23 protein-coding genes and 1 riboswitch are annotated in these 25,301 nt (G+C 57.6%); of the genes, 10 read left to right on the plus strand and 13 right to left on the minus strand.

Features of this window, described 5'->3' with window-relative positions; genetic code table 11:
- The first annotated feature begins 606 nt into the window (after nt 1-606).
- Nucleotides 607-2,622, plus strand: a complete 2,016-nt coding sequence (gene uvrB, locus DFO52_RS08255; RefSeq protein WP_029742168.1) for an excinuclease ABC subunit UvrB — start codon at nt 607-609, stop codon at nt 2,620-2,622.
- A gap of 72 nt (nt 2,623-2,694) precedes the next feature.
- Here uvrB and yvcK read toward each other — a convergent pair whose 3' ends face one another.
- Nucleotides 2,695-3,603 carry a uridine diphosphate-N-acetylglucosamine-binding protein YvcK gene (gene yvcK / locus DFO52_RS08260; RefSeq protein ID WP_121931096.1) on the minus strand — a complete coding sequence of 303 codons (909 nt, stop codon included), beginning with the start codon at nt 3,601-3,603 and terminating at the stop codon, nt 2,695-2,697.
- Between the two features lie 225 nt (nt 3,604-3,828).
- Nucleotides 3,829-3,962, plus strand: a riboswitch (molybdenum cofactor riboswitch).
- On the opposite strand from yvcK, the gene moaA reads away from it, so the two are divergent.
- From moaA to DFO52_RS08290, 6 genes are all read left to right on the plus strand, one after another.
- On the plus strand, nt 3,950-4,939 hold the full coding sequence (moaA, locus tag DFO52_RS08265; RefSeq protein WP_133550059.1) for a GTP 3',8-cyclase MoaA: 990 nt from the start codon (nt 3,950-3,952) through the stop codon (nt 4,937-4,939). It overlaps the preceding riboswitch by 13 nt.
- Nucleotides 4,940-4,963: 24 nt before the next feature.
- Entirely contained in the window at nt 4,964-5,476 is a 513-nt protein-coding gene (moaB, locus tag DFO52_RS08270; protein WP_047648328.1) for a molybdenum cofactor biosynthesis protein B, read from the plus strand.
- Between the two features lie 3 nt (nt 5,477-5,479).
- Complete coding sequence (gene moaC, locus DFO52_RS08275; RefSeq protein WP_008501142.1) at nt 5,480-5,965, plus strand: cyclic pyranopterin monophosphate synthase MoaC; 486 nt, start codon at nt 5,480-5,482, stop codon at nt 5,963-5,965.
- A complete protein-coding gene (gene moaD, locus DFO52_RS08280) occupies nt 5,958-6,203 on the plus strand; it encodes a molybdopterin synthase sulfur carrier subunit (protein ID WP_023334974.1) in 246 nt (81 codons plus the stop codon). Before moaC ends, moaD begins: the two co-directional genes overlap by 8 nt.
- Nucleotide 6,204: 1 nt before the next feature.
- Nucleotides 6,205-6,657 carry a molybdopterin synthase catalytic subunit MoaE gene (moaE, locus tag DFO52_RS08285; protein ID WP_121931097.1) on the plus strand — a complete coding sequence of 151 codons (453 nt, stop codon included), beginning with the start codon at nt 6,205-6,207 and terminating at the stop codon, nt 6,655-6,657.
- Between the two features lie 64 nt (nt 6,658-6,721).
- Nucleotides 6,722-7,429: a Bax inhibitor-1/YccA family protein gene (locus tag DFO52_RS08290; protein ID WP_029742164.1), complete on the plus strand. Its 708-nt coding sequence runs from the start codon at nt 6,722-6,724 to the stop codon at nt 7,427-7,429.
- A gap of 105 nt (nt 7,430-7,534) precedes the next feature.
- Here DFO52_RS08290 and DFO52_RS08295 read toward each other — a convergent pair whose 3' ends face one another.
- From DFO52_RS08295 to DFO52_RS08305, 3 genes are read right to left on the minus strand one after another with little or no spacing between them, the layout of a single operon-like run.
- Nucleotides 7,535-8,497, minus strand: a complete 963-nt coding sequence (locus DFO52_RS08295) for a YbhN family protein (RefSeq protein WP_133550061.1) — start codon at nt 8,495-8,497, stop codon at nt 7,535-7,537.
- Nucleotides 8,497-9,735, minus strand: coding sequence for a cardiolipin synthase ClsB (gene clsB, locus DFO52_RS08300; RefSeq protein WP_047648324.1), 1,239 nt, complete (start codon nt 9,733-9,735; stop codon nt 8,497-8,499). The genes DFO52_RS08295 and clsB overlap by 1 nt, the downstream gene beginning before the upstream one ends.
- Entirely contained in the window at nt 9,732-10,493 is a 762-nt protein-coding gene (locus DFO52_RS08305; RefSeq protein WP_029739823.1) for an endonuclease/exonuclease/phosphatase family protein, read from the minus strand. Before DFO52_RS08305 ends, clsB begins: the two co-directional genes overlap by 4 nt.
- A gap of 133 nt (nt 10,494-10,626) precedes the next feature.
- Between DFO52_RS08305 and DFO52_RS08310 the strand changes: the two genes are divergently transcribed.
- Nucleotides 10,627-11,037 (plus strand): YbhQ family protein, encoded by a 411-nt coding sequence (locus DFO52_RS08310; RefSeq protein WP_014883088.1) that lies wholly within the window; start codon nt 10,627-10,629, stop codon nt 11,035-11,037.
- Here DFO52_RS08310 and DFO52_RS08315 read toward each other — a convergent pair.
- From DFO52_RS08315 to cecR, 5 genes are read right to left on the minus strand one after another with little or no spacing between them, the layout of a single operon-like run.
- Nucleotides 10,999-12,105, minus strand: a complete 1,107-nt coding sequence (locus DFO52_RS08315; RefSeq protein WP_023310860.1) for an ABC transporter permease — start codon at nt 12,103-12,105, stop codon at nt 10,999-11,001. The two genes, DFO52_RS08310 and DFO52_RS08315, sit on opposite strands and share 39 nt — an antisense overlap.
- A gap of 9 nt (nt 12,106-12,114) precedes the next feature.
- Nucleotides 12,115-13,248, minus strand: coding sequence for an ABC transporter permease (locus DFO52_RS08320; protein WP_133550063.1), 1,134 nt, complete (start codon nt 13,246-13,248; stop codon nt 12,115-12,117).
- Entirely contained in the window at nt 13,238-14,977 is a 1,740-nt protein-coding gene (locus tag DFO52_RS08325) for an ATP-binding cassette domain-containing protein (RefSeq protein ID WP_133550066.1), read from the minus strand. Before DFO52_RS08325 ends, DFO52_RS08320 begins: the two co-directional genes overlap by 11 nt.
- Nucleotides 14,970-15,965 carry a secretion protein HlyD gene (hlyD, locus tag DFO52_RS08330; RefSeq protein ID WP_133550068.1) on the minus strand — a complete coding sequence of 332 codons (996 nt, stop codon included), beginning with the start codon at nt 15,963-15,965 and terminating at the stop codon, nt 14,970-14,972. The genes DFO52_RS08325 and hlyD overlap by 8 nt, the downstream gene beginning before the upstream one ends.
- Nucleotides 15,962-16,639, minus strand: coding sequence for a transcriptional regulator CecR (gene cecR / locus DFO52_RS08335; protein WP_133550070.1), 678 nt, complete (start codon nt 16,637-16,639; stop codon nt 15,962-15,964). The genes hlyD and cecR overlap by 4 nt, the downstream gene beginning before the upstream one ends.
- 207 nt (nt 16,640-16,846) lie before the next feature.
- Between cecR and rhlE the strand changes: the two genes are divergently transcribed.
- Together rhlE and dinG are read left to right on the plus strand one after the other, a co-directional pair.
- Nucleotides 16,847-18,232 carry an ATP-dependent RNA helicase RhlE gene (rhlE, locus tag DFO52_RS08340; RefSeq protein ID WP_133550072.1) on the plus strand — a complete coding sequence of 462 codons (1,386 nt, stop codon included), beginning with the start codon at nt 16,847-16,849 and terminating at the stop codon, nt 18,230-18,232.
- A gap of 97 nt (nt 18,233-18,329) precedes the next feature.
- A complete protein-coding gene (gene dinG, locus DFO52_RS08345; protein ID WP_133550074.1) occupies nt 18,330-20,507 on the plus strand; it encodes an ATP-dependent DNA helicase DinG in 2,178 nt (725 codons plus the stop codon).
- Here dinG and DFO52_RS08350 read toward each other — a convergent pair.
- The 4 genes from DFO52_RS08350 to DFO52_RS08365 form a co-directional block, all read right to left on the minus strand.
- A complete protein-coding gene (locus DFO52_RS08350) occupies nt 20,494-20,997 on the minus strand; it encodes a fimbrial protein (RefSeq protein ID WP_133550076.1) in 504 nt (167 codons plus the stop codon). The two genes, dinG and DFO52_RS08350, sit on opposite strands and share 14 nt — an antisense overlap.
- Nucleotides 20,994-21,989: a fimbrial protein gene (locus DFO52_RS08355; protein WP_310886293.1), complete on the minus strand. Its 996-nt coding sequence runs from the start codon at nt 21,987-21,989 to the stop codon at nt 20,994-20,996. Before DFO52_RS08355 ends, DFO52_RS08350 begins: the two co-directional genes overlap by 4 nt.
- Before the next feature lie 17 nt (nt 21,990-22,006).
- Nucleotides 22,007-24,508 carry a fimbria/pilus outer membrane usher protein gene (locus DFO52_RS08360; protein ID WP_243737943.1) on the minus strand — a complete coding sequence of 834 codons (2,502 nt, stop codon included), beginning with the start codon at nt 24,506-24,508 and terminating at the stop codon, nt 22,007-22,009.
- A gap of 67 nt (nt 24,509-24,575) precedes the next feature.
- Complete coding sequence (locus DFO52_RS08365; protein ID WP_047648315.1) at nt 24,576-25,250, minus strand: molecular chaperone; 675 nt, start codon at nt 25,248-25,250, stop codon at nt 24,576-24,578.
- Nucleotides 25,251-25,301: the final 51 nt, after the last annotated feature.

A 25,301-nucleotide genomic window follows, 5' to 3' on the forward strand; every position in this document is an offset into this window, starting at 1 on the left:
CGGTGCTGGAGGTGGTGAGTTGTGGTGCAGAACCCAAAATGATGAAAATGTGAGCAAGATCCCATCGGTTGGTTATGAATGACGCAACTGTTAATCATCAAAAAATAGCTATAAAATTTTTTTACTGCCGTCTCGTGGGAAAAACCGGGAATTTGCCGAGCGCCAGTCTGCATGGGCTGGAAGCAGTTATCCACTATTCCTGTGGATAACCATGTGCATTAGAGTTAGAAAACACGCGATAAGCGAGAGAAGACGCGGCTTACGCCCAAATTGGCGCGAAACGCGGCTTTAGAAAATATCGTTTATTATTTAATTGCTTAGATAAAAGCAATTCCCGTCATGAAAGTGTCACCGGTTGCCACAAAACTATCATTACCTGGCTTGACAAATGTTAAAAAAGAAAAAGTTCTGGGGATAACCTGACCTGACTGGTGTTTTATATTGTCACAGTCCAAATTTTGGCCGTTATCCCACTAATCATTCAGGCGCTATGCTAAATATCCTGACATGCTACTGGTTTTTCATCCAGTGTTTTTTACTGGCATTCCTGGCAACAACGAGTAAAATTACTCACCTGCCGCTTATAACGTCATCAGGTTGTCGCCCATGAGTAAACCGTTCAAATTGAATTCTGCTTTCCGTCCATCTGGCGATCAGCCTGAGGCGATCCGTCGTCTGGAAGAGGGGCTGGAAGATGGGCTGGCGCACCAGACGCTGCTGGGGGTAACCGGCTCGGGTAAAACCTTCACCATCGCCAACGTGATTGCGGATCTCCAGCGCCCAACGATGGTGCTGGCGCCCAATAAAACCCTGGCCGCACAGCTTTACGGCGAGATGAAAGAGTTCTTCCCGGAAAATGCGGTGGAGTATTTCGTCTCCTATTACGATTACTACCAGCCTGAAGCCTACGTACCGAGCTCTGACACCTTCATCGAGAAGGATGCCTCGGTGAACGAACACATCGAGCAGATGCGTCTGTCGGCCACTAAGGCGCTTCTGGAGCGTCGCGACGTGGTCGTCGTTGCGTCGGTTTCCGCGATCTACGGTCTGGGCGATCCGGATCTCTATCTCAAGATGATGCTGCACCTGACGCAGGGGATGATCATCGACCAGCGCGCCATCGTTCGTCGTCTGGCGGAGCTGCAGTACGCCCGTAACGATCAGGCGTTTCAGCGCGGCACCTTCCGCGTACGCGGTGAGGTGATCGACATCTTCCCGGCGGAATCGGACGATATGGCGCTGCGCGTCGAGCTGTTTGACGAAGAGGTTGAACGCCTGTCGCTCTTCGACCCGCTGACCGGACACGTTGAGTCGGTGATCCAGCGCTTTACCATCTACCCGAAAACGCACTACGTGACGCCGCGCGAGCGTATCGTGCAGGCGATGGAAGAGATCAAAGTGGAGCTGGCCGAGCGCCGTAAGGTGCTGCTGGCGAACAACAAGCTGCTGGAAGAGCAGCGCCTCAGCCAGCGTACCCAGTTCGACCTTGAGATGATGAACGAGCTGGGCTACTGCTCCGGCATTGAAAACTACTCGCGCTTCCTCTCCGGGCGCGGGCCGGGCGAGCCGCCGCCGACGCTGTTTGATTACCTGCCGGCAGACGGTTTGCTGGTAATCGACGAATCCCACGTCACGATCCCGCAGATCGGCGGGATGTACCGCGGCGACCGGGCGCGTAAAGAGACGCTGGTAGAGTACGGGTTCCGCCTGCCGTCGGCGCTGGATAACCGTCCGATGAAGTTTGAAGAGTTTGAGGCATTAGCGCCGCAAACCATTTACGTCTCGGCCACGCCGGGCAACTACGAGCTGGAGAAATCCGGTGAAGACGTTGTCGATCAGGTTGTGCGTCCGACCGGGTTGCTCGACCCGATTATTGAAGTTCGTCCGGTGGCCACGCAGGTGGACGATCTGCTCTCAGAGATCCGCGCCCGTTCCGCTATCAACGAGCGCGTGCTGGTGACCACGCTCACCAAGCGCATGGCGGAAGACCTCACCGAGTATCTCGAAGAGCACGGCGAGAAGGTGCGCTATCTGCACTCGGATATCGACACCGTGGAGCGCATGGAGATTATCCGCGATCTGCGTCTGGGCGAGTTTGACGTGCTGGTGGGGATCAACCTGCTGCGAGAAGGTCTGGATATGCCGGAAGTCTCGCTGGTGGCGATTCTGGATGCGGACAAAGAGGGCTTCCTGCGTTCTGAACGCTCCCTGATCCAGACCATCGGCCGTGCGGCGCGTAACGTCAACGGTAAAGCGATTCTGTACGGTGACAAAATCACCCCGTCGATGGCGAAAGCGATTGGCGAAACGGAGCGCCGCCGCGAGAAACAGCAGCGCTACAACGAAGAGCACGGCATCACGCCGCAGGGGCTGAACAAGAAGGTGGTGGATATTCTGGCGCTGGGTCAGAACATTGCCAAAACCAAAGCGAAAGGTCGCGGCAAGGCGCGTTCAGTGGTGGAAGAAGATACCGTCGTGCTGACGCCGAAAGCGCTGCAGCAGAAAATCCACGAGCTGGAAGGGCAGATGATGCAGCACGCGCAGAACCTGGAGTTCGAAGAGGCGGCGCAAATCCGCGACCAGCTACATCAGCTGCGGGATCTTTTCATCGCGGCATCGTGAGTAAAGCAATGTTTTCTCCCTCTCCCTGTGGGAGAGGGCCGGGGTGAGAGCAACAGGCCGCACAAAATGAACCTAACCCAGCGCCTGAATCGCCTTCTCCAGCGCCTCGCGCAGCAGGTGACGGTCATGGCGATATTTAATATCACTCGCTTCCAGCGGCTCCTGCACCACCACGCGGTCGCCAATACCCGACACATCCACCTTCGGCCCCACCACGACGCCGTCGATGATTTTCTTGCCGACGTAATGCTCCATTAATTCAAGCTTGTCTGCCAGCGACAGGCTCGCCGCCGCCGGGCTCAGTTCACGTCCCAGGTTACCGATGTAAACCATCGGGGCAGGGGTGCGGCGCAGCGCCTGCGCCAGCTCTTTCACCAGCAGAATGGGCATCAGGCTGGTGTAAAAACTGCCCGGGCCGATCAGGATAAGATCCGCTTCCCCGATGGCCTCCACCGCTTCTCGCGTGGCGGGTACGCTTGGATAGGTCATTAACTCCGTGGGCGGCAGGATGAGCTGGTCAATATTCACTTCGCCGTAAACTTCATGCCCTTCGGCATCGATTGCCATCAAGTCAACCGGTTGTTCGGACATGGGGATCAGGAATGCGTCCACTTTGAGCAGATTACGGATTAAGTTGATGGCTTCCAGAGGCCTTACGCTCAGGTGATCGAGCGCCTTTAACATCAGATTTCCGAGGTTATGTCCGGAAAGTTCGCCATTACCGCCAAAACGGTACTCAAACATCGCCGACGCGACGCTCGGCTCGGTAATTAACTGGTTCAGGCAGTTGCGCATGTCTCCCCAGGCAATGCCGCCTTCGGCACGACGAATGCGCCCGGTTGAGCCGCCGTTGTCGGTGGTGGTCACTATCCCTGTCAGCCTTGAGCCGAGTGACGACAAAGAGGACATAACCCGGCCTAAGCCGTGTCCTCCGCCAAGAGCGACCACTCGGTCAAGATCCGCAAAAGTGCGATTGCGCATACGTATTCCTTATCACGTTCGATCGCGTAACAGTAACCTAACTACCCCTAAAAGACGATGCCTCACCCGATGCAAAATGACGTATATCAATGTGAAAATGCGGTTTTTAGGTATTCTGTAGCGAAAATGCAGGATCGATTCGCTATATAGATAATTATATAGCGTGAAGCGATAATGGCGTCGTCAGAATTTCCGCGCTACTATCGCCCTAACCACGTTTTCAAAATTGAAAACATACACTCTAGCCCTTGTGCCTGTGTCGAAAGATATGGCGCTCTGGCCGTGGCGAATTTGCCACCAGGGTACAGAAAGAAATGACTGTGCCTCCCGATCTGGAAAGGTGTACATGGCTTCACAACTTACTGATGCTTTCGCGCGTAAGTTTTATTACTTACGTCTGTCGATTACCGATGTGTGTAACTTCCGTTGCACCTACTGCCTGCCCGATGGCTACAAACCGGGCAGCGTCACCAATAACGGCTTTCTCTCCGTGGATGAAGTGCGCCGCGTTACGCGCGCCTTCTCAGAGCTCGGCACCGAAAAAGTGCGTCTGACCGGCGGCGAACCCTCTCTGCGCCGTGATTTTCCCGACATCATTGCCGCCGTGCGTGAAAATGAACGTATCCGCCAGATTGCAGTGACAACCAACGGTTACCGCATGGCGCGTGAGGTGGCGAACTGGCGCGATGCGGGGCTGACGGCGATCAACGTCAGCGTCGATAGCCTTGACGCCCGCCAGTTCCACGCCATCACCGGCCAGGATAAATTTCAGCAGGTCATGGACGGCATCGACGCCGCGTTCACGGCGGGCTTCGAGAAGGTCAAAGTCAACACGGTGCTGATGCGCGATGTGAACCATCACCAGCTCGATACCTTCCTGGCGTGGATCAAATCCCGCCCCATTCAGCTGCGTTTTATCGAGCTGATGGAAACCGGCGAGGGCAGCGAGCTGTTCCGTCGCCATCACATCTCCGGCATGGTGCTGCGCGACGCGCTGCTGAGACGCGGCTGGATCCATCAAATCCGCCAGCGCAGCGACGGCCCGGCGCAGGTCTTCTGCCACCCGGATTACGAAGGTGAGATCGGGCTTATCATGCCCTATGAGAAAGACTTCTGCGCCAGCTGCAACCGCCTGCGCGTCTCCTCCGTTGGCAAGCTCCATCTTTGCCTGTTCGGCGACGGCGGCGTAGATCTTCGCGATCTGCTGGAAGACGATGCGCAGCAGGACGCGCTTGAAGCACGCATTTCTGAAGCGCTGACGCATAAAAAACAGACCCACTTCCTGCATCAGGGCAATACCGGTATTACTCAGAACCTGTCCTACATCGGCGGGTAATCAGGCTTAAGAAGGAATCAGAATATGAGTCAGGTAAGCGCAGAATTTATCCCGACACGCATTGCTATCCTTACCGTTTCCGATCGCCGTGGCGAAGAGGATGATACCTCCGGCCACTGGCTGCGCGAGGCGGCCCATGACGCGGGGCATCACATCGTCGATAAAGCGATCGTGAAGGAGAACCGCTACGCCATTCGCGCGCAGGTTTCGCAGTGGATTGCGAGCGATGAGGTGCAGGTGGTGCTGATCACCGGCGGCACCGGCTTTACCACAGGCGATCAGGCCCCCGAAGCGCTGATCCCGCTGTTCGACCGCGAGGTAGAAGGCTTCGGCGAAGTGTTCCGCATGCTCTCCTTTGAAGAGATTGGTACCTCCACGCTGCAGTCGCGCGCCGTTGCCGGGGTGGCTAACAAAACCCTGATTTTCGCCATGCCGGGCTCGACCAAAGCCTGCCGCACCGCGTGGGAAAACATCATCGCCCCGCAGCTGGACGCCCGTACCCGTCCGTGTAATTTCCATCCCCATTTAAAGAAATAAGCTATGTCACAACTGACCCACATTAACGCCGCCGGTGAAGCGCATATGGTGGACGTCTCCGCCAAAGCCGAAACGGTGCGCGAGGCGCGCGCGGAAGCGTTCGTCACCATGCTGCCGGAGACGCTGGCGATGATTATCGACGGCAGCCATCACAAGGGCGACGTCTTTGCCACCGCCCGCATCGCCGGTATTCAGGCCGCCAAACGGACCTGGGATCTCATTCCGCTGTGCCATCCGCTGATGCTGAGCAAGGTGGAAGTGAACCTGCAGGCGCAGCCGGAGCACAATCGGGTGCGGATTGAATCGCTGTGCCGCTTAACCGGCAAAACCGGCGTGGAGATGGAGGCGCTGACGGCGGCCTCAGTCGCCGCGCTGACCATCTACGACATGTGCAAAGCGGTGCAGAAAGATATGGTGATTGGCCCGGTGCGCCTGCTGGCAAAAAGCGGCGGCAAATCCGGTGATTTTAAGGTGGATAGCCATGATTAAGGTGCTCTTTTTTGCCCAGGTGCGCGAGCTGGTGAATACCGACAGCCTGACGCTGGATGCGTCCTTCGAAAACGTCGCGGCCCTGCGCGCGCATCTGGCGGCACAAAGCGACCGCTGGGCGCTGGCGCTGGACGAAGGCAAGCTGCTGGCCGCCGTTAACCAGACGCTGGTGGAGTTCACTCATCCGCTGAAGGAAGGCGATGAAGTGGCCTTCTTCCCGCCGGTAACGGGGGGCTAAGATGGCTGAAACCCGAATTCTGGTGAGCCCCGAGCGTTTTAACGTAGGGACAGAATACAGCTGGCTGGCGGAACGCGATGAAGACGGCGCGGTTGTCACCTTCACCGGCAAAGTGCGCAACCACAACCTCGGCGACAGCGTGAAGGCACTGACGCTGGAGCACTATCCGGGGATGACCGAGAAATCGCTGACGGAGATTGTGGTCGAGGCGCGAGGCCGCTGGCCGCTCGGACGCGTCACGGTGATTCACCGCATCGGCGAGATGTGGCCCGGCGAGGAGATTGTCTTCGTCGGGGTGACCAGCGCACACCGCGGCAGCGCGTTTGCGGCAGGGGAGTTCATTATGGATTACCTCAAAACCAAAGCGCCGTTCTGGAAGCGCGAAGCCACGCCGGAAGGTGACCGCTGGGTAGAATCGCGCGACAGCGATAAACAAGCTGCCAGCCGTTGGTAGTCGGTTTACGTGGATGTGTTAATCTTAACGTGTGTGTCTACTTAATCTTAATCAGGAGTGAATCATGGACCGATTTCCGCGTTCCGATTCAATAGTACAGCAGACCCGTAGCGGCCTGCAGACGTATATGGCTCAGGTGTACGGCTGGATGACGGTTGGCCTGCTGCTTACCGCGTTTATCGCGTGGTATGCGGCGAACACGCCTGAACTGATGATGTTTATCTTCTCCAGCAAAATCACCTTCTTTGGGCTGATTATCGCGCAGCTGGCGCTGGTGTTTGTGCTTTCGGGTCTGGTGCAAAAGCTCAGCGCCGGAATGGCGACCACGCTGTTTATGCTCTATTCGGCGCTAACGGGGCTGACGCTTTCCAGTATTTTCATCGTCTACACCTACTCCTCCATCGCCAGCACCTTTGTGGTGACCGGCGGGATGTTCGGCGTGATGAGCCTCTACGGTTACACCACGAAGCGCGATCTGAGCGGTTTAGGCAGCATGCTGTTTATGGGGCTGATTGGGATCGTGCTGGCGTCGCTGGTGAACCTGTGGCTGAAGAGCGACGCGCTGATGTGGGCTGTGACCTACATCGGGGTGGTGATCTTCGTTGGGTTGACGGCGTATGACACCCAGAAGCTGAAAAACATCGGCGAGCAGATCGACGTACGCGACAGTTCAAACCTGCGCAAATACGCGATTCTGGGCGCGCTGACGCTGTATCTGGACTTCATCAACCTGTTCCTGATGCTGCTGCGGATTTTCGGCAACCGTCGTTAAGGTTGTTTTGCCGGGTGGCGGTGCGGTCTGGTGCCCTCACCCTGACCCTCTCCCACGGGAGAGGGAACAAACACTAAAAACGGCAACCTTGTTGCCGTTTTGCTTTTATTTCGCTAACGCCTTCTCGTTCTTCGCTCTCAGCTTTTTCGCCCGACTCTCCAGCACCAGATAACAGACCGTTGCTAGCGCCAGTGGCAGGAAGTAATACAGCATCCGGTATGCCAGCAGGGCCGCGATAATCGTTCCCTGAGAGACATGCTCCCCGGCCAGCAGGGCGATAAATACCGCTTCCAGCACGCCGATCCCCGCCGGAATATGCACAATCACGCCCGCAATGCTGCTCACCAGCAGCACGCCCAGCACGAAGAAGTAGTTCACTTCCTCGCCAATCAGCAGCCAGATAATGGCCCCCATCGCCATCCAGTTGGCGCTGGAGACGGCCATCTGCAGCACCGCAAACTTCCATGAGGGCAATACCAGCTTTTGCCCTTTGATGGTCATATGGCGGCGTTTAGCAAAGGCGCAGGCCCACAGATACACGGCGATAATCAGCAGCAGTACGATGCCCAGAATGCGCAGCGTGGCCTCATCGATATACCAGTGCGCGGGCAGCTGCACTACGCCGATGGTGAAGATCACCCCGCCGAGCAAAATATAGCCCAGCCAGTTGGTGGTAATGCTTAACGAGAAAATGCGCGTGATAGTCCCGCCCGGCAGGCCGAGCCGCGAATAAAGGCGATATCGCATGCCGATGCCGCCGACCCAGGTGCTCAGCGTCAGGTTAAAGGCGTAGCAGATAAACGACACCAGCATAACCTGACGTTTGGCCAGCTTGTGGCCGCAGTAAGCGCGGCCCAGCAGGTCATAGCAGCCGTACATCAGGTAGCTCACGATAACCAGCCCCACAGCGCCCAGCAGCACCATCCGGTTATAGTTGCGGATGACTTTCCACACCTCTTCCCAGTCAACTTTCTGCGCGTAGACCACCAGCAGAACCGCGACCGCAATAAAAAACAGCCAGGTCAGGATCTTTTTTGCCAGCCGCCAGCGCGGATGCGATTTCGACATCAGGGTTTGCCTCCGTCTTCCGCTTCAATACGGTCCTGGGTTTCCATTTCCGGTTGTACCGGCGGGTCCACCTGCGCAAGCTTAGGCGTATGCGCCGGCAGCCAGCCGACCATGGCCGGGAAATGGCGCAGAAAGTGGAACACCACCACGCTGATGCCCAGGTTCCACCAGGTGCGTTTAGGGACCATGGATTCGTCCACGCGCACGCTGTCGTTAACGATTAGCGCCTGCAGGTTATCCCGCAGGGTCTGGTTAAACTGGCGATCGTGAATGATCAGGTTAGCCTCGAGATTGAGCGATAAGCTCAGCGGATCGAGATTACTGGAACCCACGGTTGCCCAGTGATCGTCCATCAGCGCCACTTTGCCGTGCAGCGGTCGGCGTCGATATTCGTAGATCTGTACGCCGCCCTTCACCAGATAGTTATACAGCAGCCGCGCGCCGACTTTGACTATCGGCATATCCGGCTCGCCCTGCACAATCAGCTTCACGCGTACCCCTCGTCGGGCCGCATTGCGCATGGCGTGCAGCAGACGGTAGCCCGGGAAAAAGTAGGCGTTGGCGATGATGACCTCGCGCTTCGCGTTGGCGAGCATCTTGAGATAATGACGTTCAATGTCGTCCCGGTGCTCGCCGTTATCCCGCCAGACGAAAAGGGCCTGCGCTTCGCCGGGCTTCCGGTTCTCTTCCGGGCGATGGCGGCGTCTCCACCAGCGGCGAACGGCCTCTTTCCCCGGCAGGTTCTCCAGCTCAAACAGCAAAATGTCCTGCACCACCGGGCCTTCAATGCGAATCGCGTAGTCCTGCTTCGCTTCCGGGCCGTAGTCGGACATATGCTCAGCGGAGTAGTTAATGCCGCCGACAAACGCCACCGTCTCGTCCACCACCACAATTTTGCGGTGCATCCGGCGGAAAAGATTGGTACGCATGCCGAACAGGCGAGGGCCGGGATCGTAGTAGCGGAACACCACGCCCGCAGAGGTCAACTCATTCACAAACGCATCGCTGAGATCCGGCGAACCATAGCCATCAAGCAGCACTTCAATTTTGACACCGCGCCGGGCGGCGCGCAGCAGCACGCTGTGCAACTGCTTGCCGACGTTATCTTCGAACCAGATAAAGGTTTCGAGGATCACCTTCTGCTGCGCGTTATCAATTGCCTTAAACACGGCCGGGTAGTACTCGTCCCCATTGACCAGCAGCGTGATCCGGTTGCCTTCCTGCCAGGAACATTTCATAGGTGGATCTCCGCGCTGAGCGGGGCGTGGTCGGAAAGATGTCGCCAGTTAAGGAGCGCCAGGGCGGTCGGGCTGCTGGCGTGGGCATTTTTCACGTAGATGCGGTCAAGCCGAAGCAGCGGGAAACGGACAGGGAAGGTGCGCGCAGGCCTGCCGTTGGCGCGAGTAAAAATCTCCTCCAGTCCGGCATCCACCTTCAACGGATGGTTTGCCCGCTGTCGCCAGTCGTTGAAATCACCCGCCACGACCACCGGTTCACCTTCGGGAAGGGCGTTGGCCCATTCGGCCAGCATTTTCAGCTGCGCCTGACGATGGGCTTCGCGAAGGCCCAGATGAACACAGCCGACATGCACAGGTCGCTCGAGTTCGGGCGGCGTAATGCGGCAGTAAAGCAGGCCGCGTTTTTCGCTTTCCCCAACGGAAACATCGCGGTTTTCGTAATGTTCAATGGGGTAACGGGACAGCACCGCGTTTCCGTGATGCCCTTCCGGGTAGACAGCGTTGCGGCCGTAGGCGTAATCACTCCACATGGTGTCGGCCAGAAATTCATAGTGCGGCGTGTCGGGCCAGTTCTCAAAGTGGAGCGGATGCACTTCGTGTGCGCCCATCACCTCCTGCAGGCAGACAATATCCGCGCTGACGGTGCGAACCGCGTCGCGCAGCTCCGGTAAAATGAAGCGGCGATTAAATGCTGTGAAGCCCTTATGAATGTTTATCGTCAGCACCTTAAGCGAGAAATGCTGCATTTTTTGAGTCATAAGCTCCTTCCTGAGTGACTATCCCAATGAAAATAAAGTGTAGTCGTCGTCACAAAAAGATGCGGCGTTACGGAATTTTCCGTAAAGTGCGGTAGTCTGATTAAGCAGAGAAAAATCCTTCAGGAGAGAAGCCATGAAGTGGCAACAACGTGTTCGTGTCGCAACTGGCCTGAGTTGCTGGCAGATAATGTTGCATTTACTGGTCGTGGCCGTACTGGTGATGGGCTGGATGAGCGGCACGCTGGTGCGTGTTGGCCTGGGGCTATGCGTCCTTTATGGCGTCACCGTGCTGTCGATGCTGTTCTTACAGCGCCACCACGAAGCGCGCTGGCGCGAGGTGGGTGATGTGCTCGAAGAGCTCACCACCACATGGTATTTTGGTGCGGCGATGATTGTGCTTTGGCTGCTGTCGCGCGTGCTGCAAAACAACCTGCTGCTGGCCCTGGCGGGTCTGGCTATCCTCGCAGGGCCTGCGGTCGTCTCGCTGCTGACCAAAGAGAAAAAGCTACGCAATGTTGCGTCTAAACATCGCGTACGCCACTGAGCCCGTCGTGGCCGCAATCACCAGTAGCGGCCACAAACTTCCCCAGACAATATCCAGACTCGCATCCTTCAGATAGATTTGCTTGGTGATGTCCGTAAAGTGCCGAATCGGATTTACCCACGTCAGATCCTGTAGCCACACCGGCATGTTCTCGACGGGTGAAACATAGCCCGAGAGCAAAATCGCGGGCATCATAAAGACGAACACCCCAATAAACGCCTGCTGCTGCGTCGAGCAGAGCGCCGAGATCAGCAGCCCAAACCCCACGAGCGACAGCCCGTAAATGACCATCGTGAAGTAAAACAGCGCCAGCGAACCGGCGAACGGGATCTGGTAGGCCCAAATCCCCACACCCAGCACGATGGTGGCCTGGAAGGTGGCGACGATCAGCGCCGGGACCGCTTTGCCGACGAAAATTTGCCAGGTGGCGAGCGGGGAGACCAGCAGCTGGTCCAGCGTGCCCTGTTCGCGCTCGCGGGCGACGGAAAGGGAAGTCACGATCATCACCCCGATAGTGGTGATCATGGCGATCAGCGACGGCACCACGAACCACTTGTAGTCCAGGTTCGGGTTGTACCAGTTGCGCACCACCAGCTCGCTGTTGTTGGGCTTCGGTTTGCCCTCCATCAGCTCCTGCTGATAATCCTTCACCACCTGCTGCAGATAGTTGGCCGCTATCTGGGCGCTGTTGGAGTTACGTCCGTCGAGAATCAGCTGCATAGGTGCGGTCTGGAAGGTATCCAGATTGCGGGAGAAATCCGCCGGGAACCGCACCAGCAGCAGCGCTTTTTGCGTGTCGATGGTGGGCTGGATCTCCTGCGGGCTTTTCAGCAACAGGATGTGGGTAAAGGCCTTCGCGCGGGCAAAACGCTGCGTTAGCTCGACGGAATGCTTGCCGTTGTCTTCGTTGTAAATGGCAATGGTGGCGTTGGTCACCTCAAGGGTGGCGGCAAACGGGAACAGTAAAACCTGGATCAGCACCGGCAAGACCAGAATGGCGCGGGTTTGCGGCTCGCGCAGCAGGGATTGCAGCTCTTTGCGTATCAACGTCCATAATCGGTGAAACATGTTCGCTCCTTAATCTAACCGCCGTTTGGTTTTCATCCACGTCAACCCAATAAACATCGCCGCTGACGCCATTAAAAACAGCGTGTTGACGATCAGCACCACCGGAATATTCCCCGCCAGGAAGAGGCTTTGCAGCGTGCTCACAAAGTAGCGCGCCGGAATAACATAGGTCACGGCGCGGATCACCGCAGGCATACTGTCTATCTGGAAGATAAACCCGGACAGCATAATCGACGGTAAAAAGGCGGCGTTGAGGGCCACCTGCGCGGCGTTAAACTGGTTGCGGGTGATGGTGGAGATGAGCAGTCCCATGCCCAGCGTGCTGAGTAAAAACAGGCTGGTGATAAAGAACAGCACCACCAGCGAACCGCGGTACGGCACGCCGAGGATAAAGACTGAGACCAGCATACAGAGCAGCATCGCCAGCATGCCGAGGAAGTAGTAGGGGATGAGCTTGCACAGCAGCAGCTCGACGCGCGTCACTTCGGTAGAGAGCAGCGCCTCCATGGTCCCGCGCTCCCACTCGCGGGCGATCACCAGCGAGGTCAGTATCGCGCCGATTACCGTCATGATAATCGTCACCGCGCCTGGGATAATAAAGTGCTGGCTGATGGCGGCGGGGTTAAACCAGTAGCGCGTCTGCACGTCGATCAGCGGTTTAAATTCTTCACCCCGATCTTCCGCCCGCTGCATCTGCCAGAGCTGCCAGATCCCCTCCGCGTAGCCCTGCACGAAGTTGGCGGTGTTCGGCTCGCTGCCGTCGGTAATCACCTGGATTGGCGCATCGGTATTTGCCCGCGCCATATTGGCGGCGAAATCCACCGGAATGACGATCAGACCGCGAATTTTTCCGGCCTGCATTTTCTGGATCAACTCCTGGCGGCTGTCGCTGATGGTGGCGTCAATGTAGGGCGACCCGGTCATGGCGTGAGTGAAGTCCAGCGCCTCTTCGCTCTGCTGCTCCAGCAAAATCCCGACCCGCAGCTTGCTGGAGTCCAGGTTAATGCCGTAGCCAAAGATAAACAGCAGCAGCAGGGGGATCACCACCGCGATCAGCCAGCTGCTGGGGTCACGCACGATCTGCCGCGTCTCTTTAACGCACAGCGCGCGCACCCGGCGCCAGGAAAGGGCATTACTGCGCATGGGCATTCTCCTTATCCCAGTCGTGGATGAGGGTGATAAACGCCTGCTCCATGGTCGGGTCCGGGGCCTCATCGTCGGCGGCCTGGTTTTTCAGGTCGTCCGGCGTGCCGTGGGCAATCAGCTTGCCGCGATAGACCAGCCCGATGCGGTCGCAGTACTCCGCCTCGTCCATGAAGTGGGTGGTAACCATCACGGTCACCCCTTTTTCCACCATGCTGTTGATGTGCAGCCAGAACTCGCGGCGGGTAATGGGATCAACGCCTGAAGTCGGTTCATCCAGAAACAGAATATCCGGCTCGTGCATCAGCGAGCAGGCCAGCGCCAGCCGCTGTTTAAAGCCGAGCGGCAGCTCGTCGGTGGCGTGGGAGGCGATGTTGGTTAAGGCGAAGGCGTCGCTCATGCGGCGAATTTTCTCGTTCTGCGCCCGCCCGCGCAGGCCGTACACGCCGGAGAAAAAGCGCAGATTCTGCTCGACCGTCAGGTTGCCGTACAGGGAAAACTTCTGCGCCATATAGCCCAGATGCTGGCGCGCCTTGCCGGAGCTGACCTTCAGGTCCATATCCAGCACCAGCGCCTTGCCGGACGTCGGCACCAGCAGGCCGCACATCATCTTAAAGGTGGTCGATTTTCCCGCGCCGTTCGGCCCGAGCAGACCAAAAATCTCGCCGCGTTTAACCGCGAAATTGACGTTGTCGGTGGCGGCGAAATCCCCGAACTTTTTGGTGAGCGATTTGGCTTCAATCACCGTTTCGCCCGGCGTGCCTTCCACCGTATGCAGAATGGCGGCAAGCGGCGACTCTGACGTACCCGCGCCGCCCAGCAGGTCGATAAACGCGTCCTCAAAGCGCGGCGCGGTCTCTTCCATCTCGATCTCAGGCATGCCTTGCGCCTGGCGAATATCGTCGACGGTGGCCTCTTTTTTGAGGATCACCCGTACCGAGCGGCCCTGGATCATCCCGTCGCTGACCTGCGGCAGCCTGAGCACCCGCTGCAGCAGCCTGCGGTTGGACTCCTGCGGGCTGTGCAGCAGGAAGCTGCGTCCGGCCATGCTCTGCGTCAGCGTCGTCGGCTCGCCCTGATAAAGCAGTTCGCCTTCGTTCATCAGCAGCACGTCCCGGCACTGTTCCGCTTCGTCGAGGTAGGAGGTGCTCCAGAGGATCAGCATCCCGTCGCCCGCCAGCTCGTGCACCATCTGCCACAGTTCGCGGCGCGAAATGGGGTCTACGCCGACGCCGGGCTCGTCCAGCAGCAGCACTTTCGGCTCGCCGACCAGCGTGCAGGCCAGCCCCAGCTTCTGCTTCATCCCGCCGGAGAGCTTGCCCGCCAGCCGGTCGGTGAACGGGCCGAGGGAGGTAAACTCCAGCAGACGCGCGAAGGTTTTCTGTCGGGTTTCGCCGGTGACGCTGCGCAGGTCGGCGTACAGGTTCAGGTTTTCCATCACCGTCAGGTCTTCATACAGGCCAAACTTCTGTGGCATATAGCCGAGCATGGCGTGGAGCGCGCCGTCATCTTCGATCGGGTCAAGACCGAGCACGCTGGCCGTGCCTTCGTCCGGCTTGAGCAACCCCGCCAGCATCCGCATCAGGGTAGTTTTCCCCGCGCCGTCCGGACCGACCAGCCCGGTCACGTAGCCTTTCTGGATAGTGCAGTTCAGCGGCGCGACGGCCGGTTTGTCCATTCCCGCGAAGCGTTTAACCAGATTGTTGAGCTGAATAACCGCGTCATTCATGTCGTTCCCCGCTGTCTACTTTTACGGTGACGGGCATGCCCTGACGCAGCGCGTCGTCCGCATCGGTCACGATAATGCGCAGGCGATACACGAGGTCGGTACGCAGGTCCGGTGTTTCAACGGTTTTCGGCGTGAATTCGGCGGAAGGGGAGACAAAGCCCACTTTGCCGTGATACGGCTTGTCCGGGCGACCGTCGGTATAGAGCAGCAGTTCGCGGCCCGGCTGCATCTGGCCGAGATTCGGCTCATCAACGTAGGCGCGTACCCAGACCGGGCGGGTCAGGGAGAGCGTTAAGACGGTGCTGCCCGCGCTGAGCATGCTGCCCGGCTCCACGGCGCGGGTCATCAGCATGCCGTCAGACGGCGCGATTAAGGTGGTGTCGTGCAGATCCAGCTCTGCCTGAGCCAGCTGCGCCTGCGCCTGTTCAAGGCTGGCCTTCGCCTGGGCGATATCCTGCGGGCGGTTACCGGTGTGGTACTGGCTTAATTTATCCTGCGCGGACTTCAGCGTGGCCTGCGCCTGGTCGCGGGACGAGCGCGCATTTTCCAGATCGTTGGCGGAAATGGTGCGGCTTTTCCACAATCCCTGCTGGCGCGCGTAGAAGTTCTGCGCGTAGTCATAGGCGGCTTGCGCCTGCTTAACTGCGGCGGCGGCCTGAGCGATCTCTTCGTCGCGATAGCCTGCCAGCATCAGATCATACTGCGCCTGGGCGACGGACACGCCCGCTTTGGCCTGCAGCAGCGCATTCTCATAGGGCGCTTTATCCAGCATCCCCAGCGTCTGCCCGCTTTTGATGGCATCGCCTTCGTCAACGCTCAGCGAGGCGAGACGTCCGCCCACGCGGAAGCTCATATTCACCGTACGAATATCCACGTTACCGTACAGCGTCAGGCCTTTATCCTGATGGCTCTGATACCACAGCCATCCACCGACTCCGGCGGCAAGCAAAACAACCACCACCAGAATGATGGCGACAGGTTTTTTCATGACTTCAGGCTCCTTTGCGTTAAGCCTTGCAGGATCAGATCGACGTGACAGGCGATGACCTGGCCAATCTGCGCGGCTTTATCCTCATCAAATTGTGTCCAGCCGGTGCGTAACAGGATGGTTTCCCTGCCCAGACGGAAGGCAAGGATTTCACCCAGCAGGGCGTGGGTATGCAAAATTGTCTCGGTATCACCGGCATCCCGACCGGTATAGGCGGCGATCAGCCGGGTCAGATGCGAGTGCATTGGCTCAATCACCCGATCGTGTACACGCTGGTAGGCGACGGTCGGGGAGAGCTGCTCCCGGGAGATAAACTTGCTCAGGTTGAGCGTATCGTCGTGCGTCAGCAGGCGGATCATATCGTGGCAGGCATTGAGAATAAGCTGGCGAACGGCGGCGCGGTCGGGCGACGGCTGGTCGAGCAGCGCGGTGGCTTCCTCAACGTGCGGGTGAAACTGCGTGCCGATAAAATCGGCGATCCACTCGGCGCAGGCGAGGTATAAATCCTCTTTTGAGCCAAAATAGTAGGTAATAGCCGCAATGTTCTGCCCGGCCAGCGCGGCAATATCGCGCGTGGTTGCATGCAGCCCGTACTCACCAAACTGCGCCAGCGCGGCGGCGATAAGCTGATTTTTGGCCTGTTCACCTTTGGTTGTTGTGGGTGTCGTATTCATGGCGGCATTAAGAATTAATCAATCGATTGATTAAGATTATGCCTGATTCCTGCTTTCGTCGAGGAAACGCTGAGGGATATTTTATGCGCCACGTCACAAAAGCTGCTACACTCCGCTCCTTCGCGACATTGTGGTTTTTGTCCTCCCCTATTCGTTATATCTCCCTGAAAACTACACCTGTGATGGTCGGGGCGGTTCGGAGTTTTTATGTCTTTTGATTCCCTTGGCCTGAACCCGGAAATTCTGCGCGCGATCGCAGAACAGGGCTACGTTGAGCCAACCCCAATCCAGCAGCAGGCAATCCCTGCCGTTCTTCAGGGCCGTGACCTGATGGCGAGCGCCCAGACCGGTACCGGCAAAACGGCGGGCTTTACCCTGCCGCTGCTGGAACTGCTGGTAAAAAACCAGCCGCACGCCAAAGGCCGTCGTCCGGTGCGTGCCCTGATCCTGACCCCAACCCGCGAGCTGGCGGCGCAGATTGGTGAGAACGTGCGTGACTATAGCCGCTATCTCAACATTCGCTCGCTGGTGGTTTTCGGCGGGGTCAGCATCAACCCGCAGATGATGAAGCTGCGCGGCGGCGTGGACGTGCTGATAGCAACGCCGGGCCGTCTGCTGGATCTCGAACACCAGAACGCGGTGAAGCTCGATGGCATCGAAATTCTGGTGCTGGACGAAGCCGACCGCATGCTCGACATGGGCTTTATTCACGACATTCGCCGCGTGCTGGCCAAGCTGCCCGCGCGTCGTCAGAACCTGCTCTTCTCCGCGACCTTCTCCGACGAGATCAAGGCGCTGGCGGAAAAGCTGCTGCATAACCCGCTGGAAGTGGAAGTGGCGCGCCGCAACACCGCCTCCGAGCAGGTGACGCAGCACGTTCACTTTGTGGATAAAAAGCGCAAGCGGGAACTGCTCTCCCAGATGATCGGCCAGGGCAACTGGCAGCAGGTGCTGGTCTTTACCCGCACCAAGCACGGCGCCAACCACCTGGCGGAACAGCTGAATAAAGACGGCATCCGCAGCGCCGCCATTCACGGTAACAAGAGCCAGGGCGCGCGTACCCGTGCGCTGGCGGACTTCAAATCCGGCGACATCCGCGTGCTGGTGGCGACCGACATCGCTGCCCGTGGCCTCGACATTGAAGAGCTGCCGCACGTGGTGAACTACGAGCTGCCAAACGTGCCGGAAGATTACGTTCACCGTATCGGCCGTACCGGCCGCGCGGCGGCAACCGGTGAAGCGCTCTCTCTGGTCTGCGTGGACGAGCACAAGCTGCTGCGCGACATCGAGCGCCTCCTGAAGAAAGAGATCCCGCGCATCGAAACCCCGGGTTATGAAGTGGATCCGTCGATCAAAGCCGAGCCGATTCAGAACGGTCGTCAGGGCGGCGGTGGACGCGGTCAGGGCGGCGGCGGTCGCGGTCAGCAGCCGCGTCGTGCCGAAGGCGGCGCGCCGAAATCATCCGGCAAACCGCCGCGTCGTAACAACGACAGCAAACCGGCGGGTGAAAGCCCGTGGCGCAGCGGCGAAGGGAAACCGGCAGGGGAAGGGCAGCGTCGACGCCGCCCGCGCAAGCCTGCTAACCCGCAGTAATCTGGAAGCCCGGTCGTAAAGCCGGGCTTTTCTTTTTGCGGCAGCGAAGAGAAAGTGCCACAATAGTGGCTGTTTATACAGTATTTCAGGTTTTCCGATGGCTTTAACCGCTGCGCTCAAGGCGCAAATTGGCGCATGGTATAAGGCGCTACAGCAGCAGATCCCCGACTTTATCCCCCGAGCGCCGCAGCGGCAGATGATTGCTGACGTGGCAAAAACGCTCGCCGGGGACGACGGGCGACATCTGGCGATTGAAGCCCCGACCGGCGTCGGGAAAACCCTGTCGTATCTCATTCCCGGCATCGCGATTGCGCGGGAAGAGGACAAAACGCTGGTGGTCAGCACCGCCAACGTGGCCTTGCAGGACCAGATCTTCAGCAAGGATTTACCTCTGCTGCGCAAAATCATCCCCGACCTGCGGTTTACGGCAGCCTTTGGGCGCGGGCGTTACGTGTGTCCGCGTAACCTGGCGGCGCTGGCCAGCAGCGAGCCGAATCAACAGGACCTGCTCGCGTTTCTGGATGACGAGCTAACGCCAAACAATAAGGCCGAGCAGGAGCAGTGTGCAAAACTCAAAGCCGAGCTCGACGGCTATAAGTGGGACGGCCTGCGGGATCACACCAGCCAGGCCATCAGCGACGACCTGTGGCGCAGGCTCAGCACCGACAAAGCCAGCTGCCTGAACCGCAACTGTCACTATTACCGCGAGTGCCCGTTCTTTGTCGCCCGGCGCGAGATTCAGGAGGCGGAGGTGGTTGTGGCTAACCACGCGCTGGTGATGGCGGCGCTGGAGAGCGAAGCGGTGCTGCCGGAGCCTAAAAACCTGCTGCTGGTGCTTGATGAAGGCCATCATCTGCCGGACGTGGCGCGGGATGCGCTGGAGATGAGCGCCGAAATCACCGCTCCGTGGTTCCGCCTGCAGCTGGATCTCTTCTGTAAGCTGGTGGCGACCTGCATGGAGCAGTTCCGCCCGAAAACCACGCCGCCGCTGGCGGTGCCGGAGCGGCTGAGCGACCACTGTGAAGAGGTCTACGGCCTGATTGCCTCGCTCAATAACATTTTGAATCTTTATCTTCCGGCAACCCAGGAAGCTGAACACCGCTTTGCGATGGGAGAGCTACCGGAAGAGGTGATGGAGATCTGCCAGCAGCTGGCGAAGCATCTGGAAAAGCTGCGCGGGCTGGCTGAGATGTTCTTAAACGATCTCAGCGAGAAAACCGTCTCGCATGACGTGGTGCGTCTGCACCGCGTTCTGCTGCAGATGAACCGCGCGCTGGGGATGTTCGAAGCGCAAAGCAAGCTCTGGCGGCTGGCCTCGATGGCGCAGGCGTCCGGCGCGCCGGTCACCAAATGGGCGACCCGCGACGTGCGCGACGGGCAGGTGCACCTCTTTTTCCACTGCGTGGGCATCCGCGTGGCCGATCAGCTGGAAAAGCTGATCTGGCGCAGCGTGCCGCACGTGGTTGTCACCTCTGCCACGCTGCGCTCCCTGAACAGTTTTTCTCGTTTGCAGGAGATGAGCGGGCTCAAAGAGAAAGCGGGCGACCGTTTCGTGGCGCTGGACTCGCCGTTTAACCACTGCGAGCAGGGCAAGCTGGTCATTCCGCGCATGAAATTTGAGCCGCTCATCGACAACGAGGAGCAGCACATCGCGGAAATGGCTGCCTACTTCCGCGAGCAGGTCGAGAGTAAAAAGTACCCCGGCATGCTGGTGCTGTTTGCCAGCGGGCGGGCGATGCAGCGCTTCCTCGAACACGTCACCGATCTGCGTTTACTCCTGCTGGTGCAGGGGGATCAGCCGCGCTACCGGCTGGTGGAAACCCACCGCAAGCGCATTGATAACGGCGAGCGCAGCGTGCTGGTGGGGTTGCAGTCGTTTGCTGAAGGTCTGGATTTGAAAGGCGACTACCTGACGCAGGTGCACATCCATAAAATCGCCTTCCCTCCTATCGACAGCCCGGTGGTGATCACCGAGGGGGAGTGGCTGAAAAGCCTCAACCGCTATCCGTTTGAAGTGCAGAGTTTGCCTGCGGCGTCGTTTAACCTGATTCAGCAGGTCGGGCGCTTGATTCGTAGCCATGGCTGCTGGGGCGAGGTGGTGATTTATGACAAACGTCTGCTCACCAAGAATTACGGCCAACGGCTCCTGAACGCGCTGCCGATCTTTCCGATTGAACAGCCAGAGGTGCCTGAGGTAAAAAAACGCCCGGCAACACTGACTTCCGGGCGTAAGAAAAGCATCCGTGCTAAGGGGCGCGGTCCTACTGGTAAATGAAGGTCACCTGCACCACGCTGCTGAACGTTCCTGACGTGACCGGCAATGAGGTGGCGTAATAGCGGGCGACCAGCGGGAAATCCGCCGTGTGATTGTCCTGGTTGATCAACACGCTGAAGCTGGCGTCCGGGGCAAGCGAGATCTGATCCTGCGGGTCGGCAAGCTCCAGCGCCAGTCCTTTCGCGGTTCCGGTGCTGGCGAATTTCGTCGGATGAATACTGTCTGGCTGACCGTGAAAGGTTGCCGTGGCCAGCACGGAAGTGGTTGGACATTTCGACAGGGTTAAGTCGAATGAATTCCATTGTCCGGTATCGCCTACATTCTTAAAATCGCCGGTATTCGCTTTGCCCAGATTGACCGTCAGGTTCTGGCTGGCGCTGTCTACCTGGCAGGCGTTGGCGTAAATGTTTCCGCGAATATCGAGCTGAATCTCTTCCGCCAGGCTCTGGCTGGCCACTCCAAGGAGTAAAAGGGCTAATAAGGTTTTCATTTGTAGGCCACCGTAATGGTTGCGACGGCATTCGCCGTTCCGGGCGTCACCTCCGAGCTGGTTTGTTCGTAAGAGACGCTGAAGGGATATTGCGAGCGGATATTGGCATAGGCGGTAAAGGTATTCATATATTGCCCGAAAACAGGTATCTGACCGTTAAAGAGCATTCTCACCCCCACGCCGGTCGCCACGCCGTTTTCCGGCGTTAATTTGATTACGCCAGGAAAATTCGTTTCATAGCCATTGGCGCTGGCGATCATCATTTCCGGCTGTACATCCTGATCGCAGAGCATGTCGATATTGAATACCGACTGGGAGACCAGGGTTCCCGGACCGGTAAAACGGCTCACCGGAAAATCCCCCAGCGTGACGGTCAGAGATTTGGGTGATACGGTGCAGGTTACTGCTTTAACCACCACGTTACCTGAGTAGGAGAGGGTATTTGGATAACTCAAGCTTTCTATTTGCTCAACACCAAAGCCAAATTGGGTATTACTGGATGTGAGCGTACCGGCGGTTACCACCTCGCTGGTTTTCACCAGTTCCAGCGAGACGTCGAAGCTAAACGCAAATGAACCATCGCTACCCGTCGAATCAGACACTTGACCCACGGAAGACTTCGTTGTGCAGATTTGGTCTGCTGCTCCCATCACACGCTCCCCTTTACTATTTCGGAGCGACACGCCGATCCCGGCAACACCCGACTCATAAACACCAGGGATATTGGGAGTCTCTCTACCCAGGCCGTGGTAACAGGCAATGATCTGCCGGCCTGCGTCTTCGGCTGTATAGCAGCCCCCCGCAATGTGAGCCGAACGTTCCGTTCCCGGGATGGTCTCTCCCACGGGAAGGCTGGTAGGTACTGAAATAGACGCTAACGATAGCAGCGCTGGTAAATTTGGTGAGACACAGTTGGCCTTTGCATGCGGCATAAAGAGTGCTGCCGTCGCCAGAACTACAAGTAAGAAAAACGATTTTGCTATCTGCATCATGATCGGTCCGGTGTTAATCAGTGACACTGCGCGGCAGCGTTAATAATGTTGGTGTCATCCTTGTCTTGCATCAGGGCGTAATCGGCGACGCAATGCTCGCTCGCCTCCTTGCCCCAGGAAACGAAAAGGCGTCCGTGCTGCGGCAGTCCGGTGAGATACACCAGGCCGTCGTTACCGACGATAAATTCACTGCTCTTGTCTTCCGTGGTGACCGTTGCGCCGAAGGGCAGCGGTTTGTCTTTCCAGGCCAGCGTCATTAAGACGCGGTTGCCCACGCGAGTATCGAAGCTGGCGCGAACTATCGCGCCGCGTGTTGGTGTTACCGTCTGCGAGGCGTGTGTCACGTCGGCATCTTCTGGCAGCGTCTCGGTATCCAGCGAAATTGGGTTGTGGCGCCACGGAGTGACAAAGGGCACCAGCGTATAGCCGCGATAGTCCGTTTCCACGCCCGTCTGGTTGGCAATGTGCGTGCCATGTGTTCCCGGCGCTTTAATCAGCACCACGGTTTCGCCCAGGGTCTGACCAAAGGTGACGCCGTCAGAGTGGGCGACGATGCCGCCCTGGATCCCGGCGTTAACGGTATGCTGATGGCTGTCCTGGCTTACGCCGCCTTGCACTTCACCGTAGGTGCCTTTGTAATCCGCATTCATACTGGTAGAGGTGTTGTTATTGGCGCTGTCCAGTCCCTGCTGAACGTTCCAGCTCAGCTTGTCTCCCTCCAGCGCGGTACCATTCAGGCCCAGGTTGTGGGTGGTGCCGTCTTTACTGTTGTTCAGGCTGTAGTTTGCCCAGGTGTTAGGCAGCCAGCGGTCGAGCGGAACCGACACGTTGAGGCCGATTTGTCGGTCATAGCTGATGGATTTACCGTCCTCATCCATGTCGTCGCTGTTTTTATTGACGCTGTAGCTCAGGCTATAGCTCACGCCGTGCCAGCTATTGTTGTAGTTAACGCTCAGGGAGGTCATATCCTGACTCTGGCTCCAGTAACTCTCTTTCACCAGGCTTAGCGTCACCGAACCCCACTTGTCGCCCAGCGTCTGGTCGATGGTGGCCTCCGCCCGTGCGCGGCGCTGCTGTGGAGCGGACCAGTCGTTTGCACTGGTCCAGGACTCCATGGTGTCCTGCAGGGTGTAAAAGCCTTTGCTGTTGTAGCGATAACCCGCCAGCGAAAAGTGAGTGCCGGTCGCGGTAATATTTTTGCTGTAGCGCAGACGAAGAGATTGCCCTTTGCTGGTTTTGCGCTTTTTCAGTAACGCTTTGGCGCGGGTAACGTCTAAGGAGAACGCGCCGAGGTCACCAAAATTTTTCCCTGCGCCGAGCGCGGCGGAGTGGTAATGCGAACTCTGCTGCGTACCGCCGTAAACGGTGACGCCGTGTGACAGACCATAGATGGCGCTGCCCTGGGCGAAAGGGGTCTTCTCAATCTCTTTATCGTATGAACGGTAGCGCCCTGCAGCGATGCTGTACTTAAGGTGTTTTTCACGCTGCAGCACCGGCACGGAGGCAAACGGCACCACGAAATGACTCTCGCTGCCGTCGGTCTCTTTTACCGTGACGTTCAGATCGCCGCTGCTGCCGGTGGGGTAGAGATCGTTAATCTCAAACGCGCCGGGGGCGACGGTGTTTTGATAGATAACGTAGCCATTCTGGCGAACCACCACCTGGGCGTTACTGTGCGCCGTACCGCGTACCACCGGGGCATACCCGCGCTCGCTGTCGGGCAGCATGTCGCTTTCGGTAGCCAGCTGTGCGCCAGTGTAAGAGACACTGTCGAAAACGTCGGCCTGGGTGCTGCTCTGTCCCACGGTCAGCTCGCTCTTCAGCCCCACGATATCGCGCTGGGCATAGGTATAGACCGGGTTCAGCTTGCCGTCGTCCTGACCGCCATCCGAATTGTGGTTCCAGGTGCTGTAATTACGCACGCGCCAGGCACCGGTGTTAAAACCGGGTCGCAGGTTAATAAACTGGCTGCTGTTGTCCGCTTTCCCATGCTGGCGGGCATGGCTTTGGCTGGCGTTAACGCTATAGTTCAGGATGCCCGCGGTGATCCCTTCGTCATACTCTTTCGGATCGATGTAGCCGCGAGGCACCTGGCCCAGCGCCGACTGGGGAATACTCAGCAGTAGTTGCTGGTTTTTGATGCGGAAAGTCGCCGAGGCCGAAGGGATCGCGCTGAGATCCGCGCATTCCCCTTTTGCCGCCAGCTTTGGATAATCTTTGGTTTTGATGCCCAGATGCGTTAATTCATCCAGACTCAGGCAAGGCTGCAGGGAATCATCTCCCTGCACATCTTTTTGTAATGTAAAAAGGACGTCACGGGTGTCGATTTTATTGTTATTGACGAACATCGTGACCTGATATTTGCCTGGCGCCTGACCGGGACCATTTTCATAAACAGAGAGATCGGTCTTTGCCTGCTCTGGATTATCAATATCCAGCAGGGCAGGGTTAAAATAATCATCAGCGTGGGCCTGCAGCGCGCAGCATGTCACCGCTATCCCACAAAAAGTGGGCAGCATTTCATGCAGTCGACGTAATAGCGGCTTAGTTGTGGTGTACATGATTATTCAGGCGTCGAATAGAGTATTAACGAACGGATGCAGACCAGGTTTTACTGATGCTTCCGTAATCGTTAATGACCGACCAGCTCACGGTGTTACCGCTCATATTTGCCGGAAGGGCAAAGCGGGTAGAGGTATCTGGCACAGCCCAGGTAGCTTTTGCCACTTTTTGGCCGTTCAGCGTTACGCTCTGGAAATTCATATAGAAAGGCGTGGGGTTGTTGACCACCAGATCATTACCTTCGCGGTGCCATTCCAGTTTATCTGCCACTTCTTCGGGTTTGCCTTTAATCGATGCAGGGCGATACAGCAATTTAATACGGGTATTGATGGCTATCTGTAATGTATTAACGCCCTCTTCATGACTTGAAGAAGGAATGGCTTTAATATTTAACCAGTACAACGACTCGCGATCTTCTGGCATATTTCCGCCGGTGCGCACCACACGTAATACGTTATCTTCTTTAGCGTTCAGACGGAACAGGGGCGGGGTAATCAGAAATGGCGCTTTATCATCTTTTTTTAAACCGGTATCCACCCAGGACTGTACCAGATAGTTAATTTCATCCGGGTTGGAAATCCCAATCGAAGACTCTTTTTTCTCTCCCTGATAAACCAGTCGGGTGCCATTAATAATCACACCTGCATGGGCTGTTACTGCGGTCAGTAAAAGTGCGCTTAATAAATAACTGTGTCGCATAAATCTGTCTCAAAGAAAGAGGAGATATTAACCTTCACGTGAAGGAGAATA

The sequence above is a fragment of the Enterobacter sp. AG326 genome, from assembly GCF_004362415.1.
GTDB classification, from domain to species: Bacteria; Pseudomonadota; Gammaproteobacteria; order Enterobacterales; family Enterobacteriaceae; genus Enterobacter; species Enterobacter asburiae.

Coding starts and splice junctions, on each gene's coding strand:
- uvrB (WP_029742168.1), top strand. CDS start 607: ATGAGTAAACCGTTCAAATTGAATTCTGCTTTCCGTCCATCTGGCGAT.
- yvcK (WP_121931096.1), bottom strand. CDS start 3,603: ATGCGCAATCGCACTTTTGCGGATCTTGACCGAGTGGTCGCTCTTGGC.
- moaA (WP_133550059.1), top strand. CDS start 3,950: ATGGCTTCACAACTTACTGATGCTTTCGCGCGTAAGTTTTATTACTTA.
- moaB (WP_047648328.1), top strand. CDS start 4,964: ATGAGTCAGGTAAGCGCAGAATTTATCCCGACACGCATTGCTATCCTT.
- moaC (WP_008501142.1), top strand. CDS start 5,480: ATGTCACAACTGACCCACATTAACGCCGCCGGTGAAGCGCATATGGTG.
- moaD (WP_023334974.1), top strand. CDS start 5,958: ATGATTAAGGTGCTCTTTTTTGCCCAGGTGCGCGAGCTGGTGAATACC.
- moaE (WP_121931097.1), top strand. CDS start 6,205: ATGGCTGAAACCCGAATTCTGGTGAGCCCCGAGCGTTTTAACGTAGGG.
- DFO52_RS08290 (WP_029742164.1), top strand. CDS start 6,722: ATGGACCGATTTCCGCGTTCCGATTCAATAGTACAGCAGACCCGTAGC.
- DFO52_RS08295 (WP_133550061.1), bottom strand. CDS start 8,497: ATGTCGAAATCGCATCCGCGCTGGCGGCTGGCAAAAAAGATCCTGACC.
- clsB (WP_047648324.1), bottom strand. CDS start 9,735: ATGAAATGTTCCTGGCAGGAAGGCAACCGGATCACGCTGCTGGTCAAT.
- DFO52_RS08305 (WP_029739823.1), bottom strand. CDS start 10,493: ATGACTCAAAAAATGCAGCATTTCTCGCTTAAGGTGCTGACGATAAAC.
- DFO52_RS08310 (WP_014883088.1), top strand. CDS start 10,627: ATGAAGTGGCAACAACGTGTTCGTGTCGCAACTGGCCTGAGTTGCTGG.
- DFO52_RS08315 (WP_023310860.1), bottom strand. CDS start 12,105: ATGTTTCACCGATTATGGACGTTGATACGCAAAGAGCTGCAATCCCTG.
- DFO52_RS08320 (WP_133550063.1), bottom strand. CDS start 13,248: ATGCGCAGTAATGCCCTTTCCTGGCGCCGGGTGCGCGCGCTGTGCGTT.
- DFO52_RS08325 (WP_133550066.1), bottom strand. CDS start 14,977: ATGAATGACGCGGTTATTCAGCTCAACAATCTGGTTAAACGCTTCGCG.
- hlyD (WP_133550068.1), bottom strand. CDS start 15,965: ATGAAAAAACCTGTCGCCATCATTCTGGTGGTGGTTGTTTTGCTTGCC.
- cecR (WP_133550070.1), bottom strand. CDS start 16,639: ATGAATACGACACCCACAACAACCAAAGGTGAACAGGCCAAAAATCAG.
- rhlE (WP_133550072.1), top strand. CDS start 16,847: ATGTCTTTTGATTCCCTTGGCCTGAACCCGGAAATTCTGCGCGCGATC.
- dinG (WP_133550074.1), top strand. CDS start 18,330: ATGGCTTTAACCGCTGCGCTCAAGGCGCAAATTGGCGCATGGTATAAG.
- DFO52_RS08350 (WP_133550076.1), bottom strand. CDS start 20,997: ATGAAAACCTTATTAGCCCTTTTACTCCTTGGAGTGGCCAGCCAGAGC.
- DFO52_RS08355 (WP_310886293.1), bottom strand. CDS start 21,989: ATGATGCAGATAGCAAAATCGTTTTTCTTACTTGTAGTTCTGGCGACG.
- DFO52_RS08360 (WP_243737943.1), bottom strand. CDS start 24,508: ATGCTGCCCACTTTTTGTGGGATAGCGGTGACATGCTGCGCGCTGCAG.
- DFO52_RS08365 (WP_047648315.1), bottom strand. CDS start 25,250: ATGCGACACAGTTATTTATTAAGCGCACTTTTACTGACCGCAGTAACA.